Annotated in this window: 12 protein-coding genes; all 12 read left to right on the top strand. The window is 69.8% G+C overall.

The window, feature by feature from the left end; genetic code table 11:
• Nucleotides 1–10 precede the first annotated feature (10 nt).
• On the top strand, nt 11–790 hold the full coding sequence (gene pcaD, locus ABZX37_RS08510; protein ID WP_354737351.1) for a 3-oxoadipate enol-lactonase: 780 nt from the start codon (nt 11–13) through the stop codon (nt 788–790).
• Nucleotides 787–1,188 carry a 4-carboxymuconolactone decarboxylase gene (pcaC, locus tag ABZX37_RS08505; RefSeq protein WP_354737349.1) on the top strand — a complete coding sequence of 134 codons (402 nt, stop codon included), beginning with the start codon at nt 787–789 and terminating at the stop codon, nt 1,186–1,188. The genes pcaD and pcaC overlap by 4 nt, the downstream gene beginning before the upstream one ends.
• Before the next feature lie 10 nt (nt 1,189–1,198).
• Nucleotides 1,199–2,005, top strand: a complete 807-nt coding sequence (locus ABZX37_RS08500; RefSeq protein WP_354737347.1) for an IclR family transcriptional regulator C-terminal domain-containing protein — start codon at nt 1,199–1,201, stop codon at nt 2,003–2,005.
• A 9-nt stretch (nt 2,006–2,014) separates the two neighbouring features.
• A complete protein-coding gene (locus tag ABZX37_RS08495; protein ID WP_354737345.1) occupies nt 2,015–2,605 on the top strand; it encodes a nucleotidyltransferase family protein in 591 nt (196 codons plus the stop codon).
• A gap of 328 nt (nt 2,606–2,933) precedes the next feature.
• Nucleotides 2,934–3,812 carry a MoxR family ATPase gene (locus tag ABZX37_RS08490; protein ID WP_354737343.1) on the top strand — a complete coding sequence of 293 codons (879 nt, stop codon included), beginning with the start codon at nt 2,934–2,936 and terminating at the stop codon, nt 3,810–3,812.
• A gap of 1,027 nt (nt 3,813–4,839) precedes the next feature.
• A complete protein-coding gene (locus ABZX37_RS08485; RefSeq protein WP_354737341.1) occupies nt 4,840–5,955 on the top strand; it encodes a VWA domain-containing protein in 1,116 nt (371 codons plus the stop codon).
• Nucleotides 5,948–7,060, top strand: a complete 1,113-nt coding sequence (locus tag ABZX37_RS08480; protein ID WP_354737339.1) for an XdhC/CoxI family protein — start codon at nt 5,948–5,950, stop codon at nt 7,058–7,060. The genes ABZX37_RS08485 and ABZX37_RS08480 overlap by 8 nt, the downstream gene beginning before the upstream one ends.
• 474 nt (nt 7,061–7,534) lie before the next feature.
• The gene (locus ABZX37_RS08475; RefSeq protein WP_354737337.1) at nt 7,535–8,059 is read left to right on the top strand and encodes a (2Fe-2S)-binding protein; all 525 of its coding nucleotides are present in this window, start codon (nt 7,535–7,537) and stop codon (nt 8,057–8,059) included.
• Nucleotides 8,059–10,497: a molybdopterin cofactor-binding domain-containing protein gene (locus tag ABZX37_RS08470; RefSeq protein ID WP_354737335.1), complete on the top strand. Its 2,439-nt coding sequence runs from the start codon at nt 8,059–8,061 to the stop codon at nt 10,495–10,497. The genes ABZX37_RS08475 and ABZX37_RS08470 overlap by 1 nt, the downstream gene beginning before the upstream one ends.
• Entirely contained in the window at nt 10,494–11,348 is an 855-nt protein-coding gene (locus tag ABZX37_RS08465) for a xanthine dehydrogenase family protein subunit M (protein WP_354737333.1), read from the top strand. The genes ABZX37_RS08470 and ABZX37_RS08465 overlap by 4 nt, the downstream gene beginning before the upstream one ends.
• Before the next feature lie 133 nt (nt 11,349–11,481).
• On the top strand, nt 11,482–12,201 hold the full coding sequence (locus tag ABZX37_RS08460; RefSeq protein ID WP_354737331.1) for an SRPBCC family protein: 720 nt from the start codon (nt 11,482–11,484) through the stop codon (nt 12,199–12,201).
• Nucleotides 12,202–12,422: 221 nt separating this feature from the next.
• A complete protein-coding gene (locus ABZX37_RS08455) occupies nt 12,423–13,637 on the top strand; it encodes a GGDEF domain-containing protein (protein WP_354737749.1) in 1,215 nt (404 codons plus the stop codon).
• The last annotated feature ends 23 nt before the right edge of the window (nt 13,638–13,660 follow it).

Genomic DNA, 13,660 nt, shown 5'->3' with positions numbered 1-13,660 from the left:
AGGTTCAAGCGTGAGCAGTGTCCGGGTGCACCGGGTCGTCGAGGGCCCGGCGGCGGGTCCGGTGGTGGTGTTCTCCAACTCGATCGGCAGCGACCACCGGATGTGGGAGCCGCAGGTCGCGCCGTTGACCGAACGAGGATTCCGCGTGGTCCGCTACGACACGCGCGGCCACGGGTCGTCGCCGGTGCCGCCGGGGCCGTACGACCTGGCTGACTTGGGCGGCGACGTGATGGGCCTGCTCGACGACCTCGGCGTTGAGCGCGCGCACTTCGTCGGCCTGTCGCTCGGCGGGATGACCGGGATGTGGCTCGGCGTCCATGCTGCGGAGAGGTTCGCGAGCCTCACGCTCTGCTGCACGTCAGCGCTGCTCGGACCGCCCGAGATGTGGGCCGATCGCGCGCGTCTCGTGCGGGCCGAGGGCACTGGGGCGGTCGCGGAAGCGAGCGTCGGGCGATGGGTGACGCCGGGTTACGCGCAGGCGCATCCGGACCAGGTCGCGTACCTGCGCGAGATGGTCACGGCGCAGCCCGACGAGGGGTATGCAGGCTGCTGCGAGGTGATCGAGCGGATGGACCTCACCGGAGACCTGCCGAAGATCTCCGTCCCGACGCTGGTGATCGCGGGCGCCGACGACCCGTCGACGCCCGCCGAGCCGCACGGGCGGGTCATCGCCGACGGCATCCCCGATGCCCGGCTCGAGGTCGTCGCCTCCGCCGCGCACCTGGGCAGCTACGAACAGCCGGACGAATTCACCCGGCTGATCCTCGAGCGGATCACGGAGGAACAGTGACCGGAGACCGCTACGAGGCGGGCATGCGGGTGCGCCGCGAGGTGCTCGGCGACGAGCACGTCGACCGGGCGGCCGCGCGGACCACCGAGTTCAGCAAGCCGTTCCAGGAGTACATCACCGAAGCGGCGTGGGGTTCGGTCTGGACGCGCGACGGCCTCGACCGGCGGACCCGCAGCTGCATCACGCTGGCCGCGCTCACCGCGCTGCACTGCCACGACGAGCTGGCGATGCACGTCCGCGCGGCGGTGCGGAACGGGCTCACCGCGGACGAGATCCGCGAAGTCCTGCTGCACACCGGCGTATACGCGGGGGTGCCGGCGGCGAACACGGCGATCGGGATCGCCCAGCGCGTCCTCGCCGAACTGGGAGAACCCACCGCCCAGCCACCGGCCGGATAAGGTTCGCCGCATGGAATCCGACGACCAGGCGGAACGCGGCGCGCACCACGTGCAGTCGCTGGAACGCGGGCTGGCGGTGATCAAGGCGTTCAGCGCCGAGGCGCCGCACCCGACGCTCAGCGACGTCGCGCGCGTCACCGGGCTGACCCGCGCGGCTGCCCGCCGGTTCCTGCTGACGCTCGTGGACCTCGGCTACGTCCGCACCGACGGCAAGTACTTCTCGCTCACCGCGCGCGTGCTGGAACTCGGCTACGCCTATCTGTCCAGCCTGAGCCTGGCCGAGATCTCGCAGCCGCACCTGGAGCGGCTGTCGGCGGAGGTGCACGAGTCGAGTTCCGTGTCGGTGCTGGAGATCGCCGACATCGTGTATGTCGCGCGCGTCGCGGTGTCGCGGATCATGACGGTGAGCATCAGCGTCGGCACGCGGTTCCCCGCGCACGCCACGTCGATGGGACACGTGCTGCTCGCCGACATGGACCGGATGGAACTCAACGCCTACTTCGTCGTCGCCGATCTCGACCGGCTGACCCCGCACACGCTCACCCACCGCACCGCGCTCGAAGCCGAGCTGGCCAAGGTGCGGGAGCAGGGCTGGGCGATGGTCGACCAGGAACTCGAAGAAGGCCTGCGCTCGGTCGCCGCGCCGATCCGCAACCGGAAGGGGCGCGCGGTCGCCGCGGTGAACATCTCGACGCACGCGAGCCGGACGCCGGTGGACGTCGTCCGGACTCAGTTCGTTCCGCCGCTGATCGAGACCGCGACCGCCATTTCGGCGGATCTCGCCGCGGTCGCGCCCGGCCGAGCGGTCCGGGGCTGAGGAGCGCCGATGCCGGAACCGGTTGCCGGACTGCTGCTCGCCGCCGGGGCGGGGCGGCGGTTCGGCGGGCCCAAGGCCCTGGTCGAGTACGACGGGGAACCGCTGGTCCGGCGGGCGGTCCGGAACCTGGCCGAGGCCGGATGCGCCTCGGTACGGGTAGTGGTCGGCGCGTCGGCTGATCAGGTCCGCGCGCTGCTGCCGCCGGACGTCACTCCGGTGCTTGCCGAGCGGTGGCAGGACGGGATGGGGGAGTCGCTGAAGGCCGGGCTCGAATCGCTCGTGGGGGAGTCGGCGACGGCGGTGCTGGTGCACCTGGTGGATCTGCCGTGGGTGCCTGCCGCGGCGCTCGCGCGGATTGCCGGGGAGGCTTCGGAGGACGCGGTCGTTCGGGCTGCTTACCAGGGGGTTCCTGGGCATCCGGTGTTGTTCGGGCGGCGTTGGTGGGGCGAGATCGCGGGTTCGGCGCGTGGTGACCACGGGGCGCGGGACTGGTTGCGCGGACGGTCTGACGTGCGGCTTGTCGAGTGCGGCGATCTCGGCAGCGGTAGCGACGTCGATCGGCCTGGGGATTTGGCTGGGCCTGGTGCGGAGCGGCGATGAACGGTGCGGTGGTGCGCGGCTGAGTCGGCGGGTGCGGTTCGCCTGGGGTTGATCTGCTGCTCTTCGGGTTGTCTCGTCGGGACGGTGCCGACGCGGGCCGGGTCGATAACCGGCTTGCGGTGGGTATGCCGATGGAGCTGAGCGAGGGCTGGAGTCCAAGTCGAACTGGCGGTGAATCGTGTCGGGCCGCTGAACCGGCCGGATCCGTCGCGGGCCTGGTCGTGAATGGCACTGGATCCGCGGCGACCCGGCTCATCGGCTCGCGGGTGCGCCTCGCCGGGCGGCGGCGAACGGCGAACCTGGCGGTCGCAGATCTACGATCGGGGATGTGACAGAGTCCCTCGCCTCGCCCGACGCGCTCGCGGCTGCCCTCGACACCACCGGTTACCTCGCCGACGAGGGGCTGGCCACCGCGGGATTCCTCGCGACGCAGATGCAGCGTCCGCTCTTCTGCGAAGGCGAGCCGGGCACCGGGAAGACGTCGCTGGCGCTGGCGTTGTCCGAGGCGTTGAAGTGGCCGTTGGTGCGGCTTCAGTGCCACGAGGGCATCGACGCCGCGCAGGCGCTCTACGAGTGGGACTTCCCCCGTCAGCTGCTGCACCTGCGCGCCCTCGAAGCGGCCGACGGCGGACGGCTCGACGCGGAAACTGCCGAGCGTTCGCTGTACACGGAGCGGTTTTTGCTCGCGCGTCCGCTGCTGCAGGCGCTCACTACGACGCCGTGCGTGCTGCTTGTGGACGAGATCGACCGTGCTGACGATGAGTTCGAGGCGTTCCTCCTGCAGTTGCTGGACGAATACACCGTCACGATCCCGGAGTACGGCGAGGTGCGTGCGGAACAGCCGCCGCTGGTCGTGCTGACGTCCAACCGGACGCGCGAGGTGCATGACGCGCTCAAGCGCCGGTGTCTTTACCACTGGCTCGAGCATCCTGATCTTGCTCGCGAGATCAACATCCTGCGCCGCCGGTTGCCGGGGATCGGCGAGACGCTCGCCCGGCAGATCGCCGACGCGGTGCACCGGCTCCGGGCGATGGACCTTCTCAAACCGCCGGGCGTCGCCGAATCCCTTGACTGGGCGCGGGCTTTGCTGGCGCTCCAGCGCGACGAACTGGACGCCGCGACGGCCGCGCGCACCCTCGGCGCGGTGCTGAAGTACAGCGAGGACCTCGACCGGGTGCGGGCGAAGCTGGACACGCTGTTCTCCTGAGTTTTCGTCCACTGTGGACGGTCAGGTAATTCCGTTGCGGCGGGGTGCGGGATCGGGCATGCTTGAAGCATCACTGGATGACTTCGCCGACTTCGCTGATTTTTGTGACTGTGACTGTGCTTGTGCCGGAAGGAGGGCTCGTGACCGACTTCGCCCGGACTGCCCTCCCGGCCGTCCGCTGAGTTCCCGTTCTTTCCTGAAGGTTCCGCGCGCCCGCCCTGTGCTACCGGGGCTGGCCGCCGCGCGCAACCACGGTCCGCGCACGCTGTCCCGGAGGCGGGACGGCGTGCGCGGCCGCCCTTCGCCGGGTGCCGTGGTTGGCGCGGGGGTGTGGGCCTTTGGAGGTTTCGTCGTGGACGCGCGGAGGGTTGCGTGGCGGGCGCGCTGAGTGCGGCTTCGGGCGGAGCATGGCTTGGGGTGCGCAGGGCTTGTTGTCTTGCGGAGCGGCGGTCTGGAACAAGAATGGCGTGCGCCGGAACATCTGCGGGGGCGACGCGGTTCACTCTGAAATGGCGGTGCGGAGGAACACTGGCGAGCTGGAGCAGCTCAAGCCGGAACCGTCGCGCGCCCAAGAACCTTGGCTCGGCCAAGAGCCTTGGCCCGGTCAAGAGCCCCCGCGCGGTCAAGAACTTTGGCCCGGTCACGAGTCTCGGCTTGGTCAAGAACCTTGGCCTGGCCAAGAGCCTCCGCGCGGTCACGAGCCTCGGCCCGGTCACGAGCCTCGGTGCGCCCAAGAGCCTCCGCGCGGCCAAAGACACCTGCGCCGCCAAAAGCCTCTGCGCACCAAGATCACTGCGGACAACCGGCGGACCGCGGCCGAACAACCGCGACTCGGGGTTGCTGAGTCGAACCAGGTGCGGCGCGGGGGAGCCGAGTGGCAATCCCAGCTTGCTGAAACACGGCCCGGGCCGCCTGATCGACCGCGTCAGGCTGAGTCAAGGGCGGTCGGCGTACGCGCTGTACACCAGGACAAGCTGCGCCAGGCTGTCGCGGCGCGGGTGCTGGCATTGGGGTCACAATGGGGGACATGACCACCGAAGTCGCCGACCCCCTCGCCGGTTACACGGGGTTCGCGGCGGCATTGCGGGAGGCGGGCGTCGCCTGTGACGCGCGGCGGGTGCAGGCATACCTGTCCGCCGTGGCGAAGGTTGATGTTGCTCGGCCGACGCAGCTCTACTGGGTCGGGCGGCTGACCCTTTGCTCCGACCCCGACGACCTGCCTCGCTACGAGGAAGCCTTCGCCCGGTGGTTCGAGGGAGACGACAGTCCTAGGGCGACCGCGGGGACTCCGGTGCGGAAGCAGGCCCGGATCGCACCTCTCGTCGCTGCTGGCGGGGACGGGGACAGCAGCCAGGAATCCCACGACACGCTCCGGGTCGCGGCCAGCGATCATGAGGTTCTCCGGCATCGGGATCTCGCCGAGCTCACCAAGGCTGAGCGGGCGCACCTCCGGGAGTTGCTCGCGACGCTGCGGCCGGTGCTGCCCCGGCGACGCGCGGCGCGGCGGACACCGGCGCATCGTGGTGCGCTTGATCCGGCGCGGACTTTGCGCGCCATGCTCGCGTCCGGGGGCGAGCCCGTGCGGCTGGCGCATCATCGACGGGGGACGCGGGCGCGGAAAGTCGTGTTGCTGATCGACGTTTCCGGCTCGATGAGTCCGTACGCCGACGCGTTGCTGCGGTTCGCGCACGTTGTCGCGCGGGCGGCGCCGATGTCGGTCGAGGTGTTCACGCTGGGTACTCGGATGACGCGGGTGTCCCGGCAGCTCAGGCAGCGCGATCCGGAGCAGGCGATGCTCGCCGCTGGCACCGCGGTGCCTGATTTCGCTGGTGGGACGCGGCTTGGCGAGACGCTCCGGGTGTTTCTCGACCGGTGGGGGCAGCGCGGGTTCGCGCGACGCGCGGTAGTCACCGTGTTCTCTGACGGGTGGGAGCGCGGCGACGTCAGCTTGCTCGCCGAGCAGCTCGGCCGGCTGCGTCGCCTCGCGCACGCCGTATTCTGGGTGAATCCGCACGCGGGGCGCGAGGGTTATGCTCCGGTCCAATCCGGCATCGTGGCCGCCCTGCCGCACATCGACCGGTTGCTGGCCGGGCACAGCCTGGCGACGTTGGAACGACTCCTCGGGGAGATTGCCGATGCGTGACGTACTGGACGACGTGTACCGCCGCTGGCAGGCGGGCGAAACGGTCGGGCTCGGCACGGTGGTGGCCACGTTTTCGTCGGCGCCGCGGGCACCGGGCGCGTCGATGATGGTCGCGCCGGACGGCACGGTCGTCGGGAGCGTGTCCGGCGGCTGCGTCGAGGGCGCGGTCTACGAGCTGGCCAACGACGTCGTCGCCGAGCGGAAGCCGGTTTTGCAGCGCTACGGCGTCAGCGACGACGACGCCTTCGCGGTCGGGCTGACCTGCGGCGGGATCATCGACATCTACGTCGAGCCGGTGGACCGGGCGTCGATGCCGGAGTTGGAGCGCGTCGTCGAGTCGGTGCGCGGCGGCGAGCCGGTCGCGGTCGTCACGATCGTGGAGCACGAGACGCCCGGACTGGTCGGCGAGCACATGATCGTGTGGCCGGATCGGGTCGAGGGGTCCCTTGGCTCGTCCCGGATGGACGATGCCGTCGCCGACGACGCGCGCGGGCTTCTCGCCGCGGGACGCACCGGGACGCTCCACTACGGACCGGACGGGCAGCGCCGCGGCGAGGGCATGGCGGTTTTCGTGAACTCCTTCGAACCGCCGCCGCGACTGCTGGTGTTCGGTGCCATCGACTTCGCTGCCGCGATGGCACGGATGGGTGCCTATCTCGGGTACCAGGTGACGGTCTGCGACGCACGTCCGGTGTTCGCGACCAGCAGCCGGTTCCCGGAGGCGCACGACGTGGTCGTCGACTGGCCGCACCGCTACCTGAAGGCCGAGGCCGACGCGGGCCGGATCGACGCGCGGACGGCGATCGCGGTTCTCACGCACGATCCGAAGTTCGACGTGCCGCTGCTGGAGGTCGCGTTGCGGCTCGACGTCGGGTACGTCGGCGCGATGGGCTCGCGCAAGACGCACGACGACCGGTTCTCGCGGCTGCGCGAGGCGGGGATCACCGAGGGCGAGCTGGAACGGTTGTCGTCGCCGATCGGCCTCGACTTGGGTGCGCGCACGCCGGAGGAGACGGCCGTGTCGATCGCGGCGGAGATCATCGCACTGCGCTGGAGCGGAACCGGGCGGCGGCTGGCGGCGTTGACCGGGCGGATTCACAGCTGACTGAGCGGATTCGCTGACTTGGCAGGCTGGGACGGTGCATCGCCGGCAGTCGCGGCGGGGCTATTAGCCGCCAGGAAGTGCGGCACCAGCCAGAACCGTCCAGTCTGAGATCAGGCAGTCCGGCCGGACTGGCGGAACGGCGTGCCTCAGCGACGCAATCCGCCGGGAAAGCCCCTTCCCGCAACGAAACCCGGTGAACCGCCGTCACGAAACCGCGCCCTCTCGGGAAGATCCGCCTACCACCCCGGGCGGCCGAAAAATCACCCGTCCGGTTTCACGCATCTGCGCGGCAAAACCACCGAAAAACCCGCATCTGCGGAACCGACCCGGCGACGTGCGACATCAGGACTTGTCCGCGCGCGAAAGGCGTAGCACGCTCGCCTGTGAGGCCGATCACGATCGCGCCTTGGCCGTTCCCGAACCGGCCCGCCGCCTCCGCCGGGGCTGGCGGGCATTTGCACTTGGAGGCCTTTGATGCGCATCACCGTCACTGTCGACGGCACGAAATACACCGATGACGTCGAGCCGCGCACCCTGCTCGTCCACCACTTACGGGAACGGGTCGGGAAGGTGGGCACCGTCGTCGGGTGCGACACCAGCAACTGCGGCGCGTGCACCGTCCATCTCGACGGGCACAGCGTGAAATCCTGTTCCGTCCTCGCCGTGCAGGCCGACGGATGCGAGGTCACCACCATCGAGGGGCTGGCCCGCGACGGCCAGTTGCACCCGGTCCAGCAAGCCTTCCACGACAATCACGCGCTGCAGTGCGGGTTCTGCACCCCGGGCATGATCATGCAGTCCATCGACCTGCTGGCCGACAATCCGGACCCGGACGAGCAGGCCGTCCGCGAGGGGCTTGAGGGCAATCTTTGCCGCTGCACGGGTTACCAGAACATCGTGAAGGCGGTTCGCGACGCCGCGCAGCACATGAGTCCTGGTGCGGGGCCGGAAGCCGAGAAGATCGATCAGCCCAACCACGTCGGCGTGGGTGGTGAATGATGACTGCCACTGTCGAACCCGAGGTAGGAAAGTCCCGGCGCCGCAAGGAAGACGAGCGGCTGATCACCGGGCGCACCCGGTGGACGGACAACATCGCGTTGCCGGGGATGCTGCATCTCGCGGTGCTCCGGAGTCCGCTGGCACACGCCAAGATCGTTTCGATCGACACGTCCGCGGCGAAGGAAGCCGCTGGTGTCGTTGCCGTTTACACCGCCGCTGACCTCGACCCCGAGGGCGCGATCGGCATGCCGTGCGCGTGGCCGATCACGCCGGACATGGCCGCGCCGCGGCGTCCGGTGCTGGCGTCGGATCGGGTGAATTTCGCTGGCGAGGGCGTGGCCGTGGTGGTCGCGCGGTCGTCCGCGGAGGCGCATGACGCGCTCGAGGCGATCGAGGTCGAGTACGAAGACCTGCCGTCAGTTCTCGACCTGGAAGCCGCGCTCGCCGAAGACGCGCCGCTCGTGCACGAGGAGTTGGGCAGCAACAAGAACGCCTTCTGGGTCTTCGATTCGGCCGAGGCGGGCACGGGCGGCAATGTCGAGGAGGCACTGTCCTCTTCGGAGGTCGTGCTCAAGCGGCGGTTCCGTCAGCAGCGCCTGGTGCCCGCGTTCATGGAGCCGCGCGCGTGCGTGGTCGACCCGACCGGCGCGCAGCTGACCATGTGGTCGGCCACCCAGGTGCCGCACATCCTGCGCGTGATGTCCGCGCTGACGCTGGGCATCCCGGAGCACAAGCTGCGCGTGATCGCCCCGGACGTCGGCGGCGGGTTCGGTGGCAAGATCGGCGTGCTGCCCGAGGAAATGATGTCCGTGCTGGTCGCGAACAAGCTCGGCAAACCGGTGAAGTGGAACGAATCCCGGTCCGAGACGATGCTCGCCGCGCACCACGGCCGCGACCAGATCCAGGACATCACGATCTCCGCGAAGGCCGACGGCACGGTCACCGGGCTCAAGGTCGAACTGCTCGCCAACCTCGGCGCGTACAACGGCCTGGTCGGGCCGGGCGTGCCGATTCTTGGCGCGTTCATGTTCAACGCGATCTACAAGATCCCGGCCTACCACTTCGCCTGCACCAACGTGTTCACCACGACCACGCTCACCGACGCCTACCGCGGCGCGGGCCGTCCGGAAGCGACGTTCGCGATCGAGCGGATCATGGACGAGCTGGCCGACGAGCTGGGCATGGACCCGGTGGAGCTGCGCGAAAAGAACTGGATCAAGCACGAGGAATTCCCGTTCACCACGGTCTGCGGGCTCACCTACGACTCCGGCAACTACGAGGCCGCGACCGAGAAGGCGAAGGAACTCTTCGGCTACGACGCGCTGCGCCGCGAGCAGAAGGAACGCCGCGAGGCGAACGATCCCGTGCAGCTCGGCATCGGGATTTCGACGTTCACCGAGATGTGCGGGCTCGCGCCGTCGCGGGTGCTGGGTTCGCTTGATTACGGCGCTGGCGGCTGGGAATACGCGTCGCTGCGGATGCTGCCGACCGGCAAGGTCGAGGTGACGACGGGCGCGTCGGCGCACGGCCAGGGGCACGAAACGGCGTGGAGCCAGATCGTCGCCGACCAGCTGGGGGTGTCCTTCGAGGACGTTGAAGTGCTGCACGGCGACACGCAGTCCTCGCACAAGGGCCTCGACACGTATGGCTCGCGTTCGCTGGTCGTCGGCGGTATCGCGATCGTCAAAGCGGCGGAGAAGGTGGTCGCGAAGGCGAAGCCGATCGCCGCGCATCTGCTGGAGTGTTCGGAGGACGACCTCGAGTACTCCGGCGGCAAGTTCACCGTGAAGGGCACGGATTCGTCGACGACGATCCAGGACATCGCGCTCGCGGTGTTCGCCGCGCACAACCTGCCGGACGGCGTCGAACCGTCGCTCGATTCCGACGCCACCTTCGACCCGGAGAACTTCTCCTTCCCGCACGGCACTCACCTGTGCGCGGCCGAAGTGGACACTGAAACGGGCCAGGTGAAACTGCGTTCGTACGTCTGCGTGGACGACGTCGGCAAGGTGGTCAACCCGCTGATCGTGGAAGGCCAGGTGCACGGCGGGCTCGCGCAGGGCATCGCGCAGGCGTTGTTCGAGGAGGCCGTGCACGACGAAAGCGGCACGCTCACCACCGGCACATTCGCCGACTATCTGCTGCCCTCGGCGGCCGACCTGCCGTCCTTCACCACGGACCGCACGGAAACGCCGTCGACCACGAACCCGTTGGGAGCCAAGGGAGTCGGCGAGGCGGGCACCATCGCTTCGACGCCCGCCGTGGTCAACGCGGTGGTCGACGCGGTGCGCCAGTTCGGGGTGAACGACATCGAAATGCCGCTCACGCCGATGCGCGTGTGGAACGCGGTGCGGGGCGGCGGCGCCAATGCCGGCGGACCCGGCGGCGAGGCCGGCGGCGGTCTCGGTTCGATCGACGCCTCCGGAGGTGCCCAGTGATCCCGGCTCCGTTCGACTACGTCGCTCCGTCCACGGTGGACGAAGCCGTGCAGGCGCTCGCCGCGGCGGGCGAGGACGCCAAGGTGCTGGCGGGCGGACAAAGCCTGCTGCCGGTGCTGCGGATGCGTCTTGCCGCGCCGACCACGCTGGTCGACCTTGGGAAGGTCGCCGAAATGCGCGGAGTGCGCGAGGACGGCGACGCGCTCGTGGTCGGTGCGATGACGACGCATTACGAGGTCCAGCGCGACGCGTTGATCGCCGAGCACGCCGCGTTGGTGAAGGAGGCGACCGACACGGTCGCGGATCCGCAGGTGCGGCACCGCGGCACGTTCGGCGGCGCGATCGCGCACGCGGATCCGGCCGGCGACCTGCTGGCTCCGGTGCTGGCGCTGGACGGCGAGCTGGTGCTGGCCGGTCCGAACGGCCGGCGCACGGTGCCCGCGGCGGAGTTCTTCCAGGACTACTTCACCACCGCGCTGGCTCCGGACGAGCTGCTCGTCGAGGTGCGGCTGCCCAAGCACACCGGCTGGCGGGCGCACTACGAGAAGTTCAACCGGGTCGCCCAGGCCTGGTCGATGTGCGCGGTGGCGGCCACCGTGCGCACCGAGGGCGGCGTGATCGAGGAAGCCCGGGTGGCGTTGACGAACATGGGCGCGACGCCGGTCCGGGCGACTGGCGTCGAGCAGGCGTTGCTCGGCGCGCGGGCCAACGCGGAGACGATCCGGGCGGCCGCCGCGCACGCGGCCGAGGGCACCAACCCGGTCGCGGACGGCAATTCCGACGTCGAATACCGGCAGCACCTCGCGCGGGTGCTGACTGGGCGTGCTGTCGCGGCGGCGGTGGGCGCCTAGCGGACCGGCCGTGAAGGACTCCTTGGGGGAATCTGATTCCCCCAAGGAGTCCTTCGCGACAACGGCGACCGGGAGACGGCCGTAAGGTGGACGGCAACGGCTCGACGCAGTGCGCAGGAGAGGAGGTCGGCCCGTGCGGCTCGACCACGAATTCACCGTCCCCGCCCCGATCGGGGAGGTCTGGCAGGCCGTCATCGACCCGGAACGGGTCGCCCCGTGCATGCCGGGCGCCTCGCTCACCAAGGTGGAGGGCGACACCTTCGCGGGCACGGTGAAGGTCAAGCTGGGGCCGATTTCGCTGCTGTACAAGGGAACCGGCGAGTTCCTGGAGAAGGACGAGGCGGCCCGCAAGGTCGTCATCAAGGCGTCTGGCAAGGACTCGCGCGGCGGCGGCACCGCGGCCGCGACGGTCACCCTCACGCTCACCGAACGCGACGGCGGCACGCACGGCGCGGTCGCCACCGACCTGGCGATCACCGGACGCCCGGCGCAGTTCGGGCGCGGGCTGATCTCCGAGGTGGGCGGCAAGATCCTGGACACCTTCGCGGGGAACCTCGCGGCCTCGCTGGAGACTCCGGCCGAAGAGGCCCCGGCGGCGGCTCCGGCGGAAAAGGCCGCCGAGCAGCCCGCCGAGAAGCCCGCTGAAGCACCCAAGACCGAGGAGAAGCCGGTCGCCGAGGAGAAGCCGCGGCTGCGGAGCGTTCCGGCAGGCGGTTCGACCGGCGAGACCGAGGCGATCGACCTGCTCGACTACGCGGGCCAGTCCGTCGTGAAGCGGCTCGCCCCGGTGGCCGCGGGCGCGGTCGTGCTGCTGATCGTCCTGGCGATCGTGCGGAAGCTGCGCCGCCGGTAACCGGCCAGGAGACTGCCCGCTCGCTCTACTCAGAGCGTGCCCAGCGGGCAGCGAACGGAGTGGTTTTTCCCTCGGTTCGGCTAGATCCGGAGTGGACCCGCTACGCTGGGCAACTTCCGTAGGCCGAATTTCGCGTGGGGGCGCCCGTGACGCAGGCACCTGTCCCCATCGGGGTGCGCGGCGCGGTGACGGCCTGGCGCGGCTGGCCGCCGCGCTGGACGATGTGGGCGGTCGCGCGGCGGCGCTGGATCGGCTACGCCATGGGCTGCGAGGCCGTCGCCGTGGCAGTCACGGTGACGGGTCTCGCGACCGGCTTCGGCGGCCCGGTGCAGTTCAGTTCGTTCGGAGTGCTCGTCGGGCTGGGCATCGCGCAGGCCGAAATGTCGCGGCGGATCGAACGCCTGCGACGGTGGATGAGCGGCCAGACGCACATCAACGTCACGTCTGTCTGGTATCTCGCCGGCGCGTTCCTGCTGCCGCCGGCGTGGGTCGCGTTGCTGGCGTTGGTGCTGTACCTGCATCTGTGGCTGCGAGTGTGGCGACACGTGCGTACGCGGCCCGCGCATCGCTTTGCGGCGAGTACGGCGTGGGCGATGCTGTCGTGCTTCGCGGCGTCCGCGGTGTTGACCATCGGCGGTCTGGATCAAGCGCGGCTCGACACTGCGTACGGCGTCCTCGCGCTCGTATTGGCGGCAGCTGCCTTTGAACTGGTGAACGTCGTGCTAGTAGCGACGGGCATCTACCTGTACACGAACAGCCGCTCGCCCGCGGACCTCATCGGCACCTGGGAGGACAACGCCTTCGAGATCGCGACGCTCTGCCTCGGCGGTCTCGCGGCGCTGGCGTTCGTCCATCAACCGGTTCTGGTCGTGTTAGTGCTGCCACCGTTGTTGTTGCTGCATCGCTATCTCCTGGTGAAACAGCAGTTGCAGGTGGCGGTCGTGACCGACGAGAAAACCGGGCTGCTCAACACCGCGGGCTGGCACGAACTCGCGACCCGTGAGTTCACTCGGGCGAGGCGGCGGGGGACCGGCAGCGGGTTCGCCGTATTGATGATCGATCTCGACCACTTCAAGCGCATCAACGACACGTACGGTCACCTCACCGGCGACGAGGTGCTGGCCGCGGTTGCCGTGGCGATCGAGGCTTCAGTGCGGCAAAGCGACACGGTCGGCCGGTTCGGCGGCGAGGAATTCGTGGTCCTGCTGCCCGCGACCGGCGACACCGACGTGCTCGGAATCGCCGAACGGGTGCGGATCGCGGTGGGGGAGCTGACAGTCGCGGTGGGAGGTCCGCTGCGGATCAGCGGACTCTCCGTGTCCGTCGGCGTCGCGTGCTACCCGCAGGCGGGCGCCACGCTCGACGAGGTGTTGCGATCGGCCGACGCCGCGCTGTATCGGGCGAAAGACGGCGGCCGGAACCGCGTGGCGGTCTGAGCCGGAAATACCGGGCGCGGGCA

The sequence above is a fragment of the Amycolatopsis sp. NPDC004079 genome (assembly GCF_040610415.1).
Lineage (GTDB): Bacteria > Actinomycetota > Actinomycetes > Mycobacteriales > Pseudonocardiaceae > Amycolatopsis > Amycolatopsis halotolerans.
This window is presented reverse-complemented; position numbering and strand designations above follow the sequence as displayed.

Bases quoted from the DNA above. Each gene is read 5' to 3' on its own strand.
- ABZX37_RS08500 (WP_354737347.1), top strand. From the start codon at position 1,199: ATGGAATCCGACGACCAGGCGGAACGCGGCGCGCACCACGTGCAGTCG.
- ABZX37_RS08495 (WP_354737345.1), top strand. From the start codon at position 2,015: ATGCCGGAACCGGTTGCCGGACTGCTGCTCGCCGCCGGGGCGGGGCGG.
- ABZX37_RS08485 (WP_354737341.1), top strand. From the start codon at position 4,840: ATGACCACCGAAGTCGCCGACCCCCTCGCCGGTTACACGGGGTTCGCG.
- ABZX37_RS08480 (WP_354737339.1), top strand. From the start codon at position 5,948: ATGCGTGACGTACTGGACGACGTGTACCGCCGCTGGCAGGCGGGCGAA.
- ABZX37_RS08475 (WP_354737337.1), top strand. From the start codon at position 7,535: ATGCGCATCACCGTCACTGTCGACGGCACGAAATACACCGATGACGTC.
- ABZX37_RS08470 (WP_354737335.1), top strand. From the start codon at position 8,059: ATGACTGCCACTGTCGAACCCGAGGTAGGAAAGTCCCGGCGCCGCAAG.
- ABZX37_RS08455 (WP_354737749.1), top strand. From the start codon at position 12,423: ATGTGGGCGGTCGCGCGGCGGCGCTGGATCGGCTACGCCATGGGCTGC.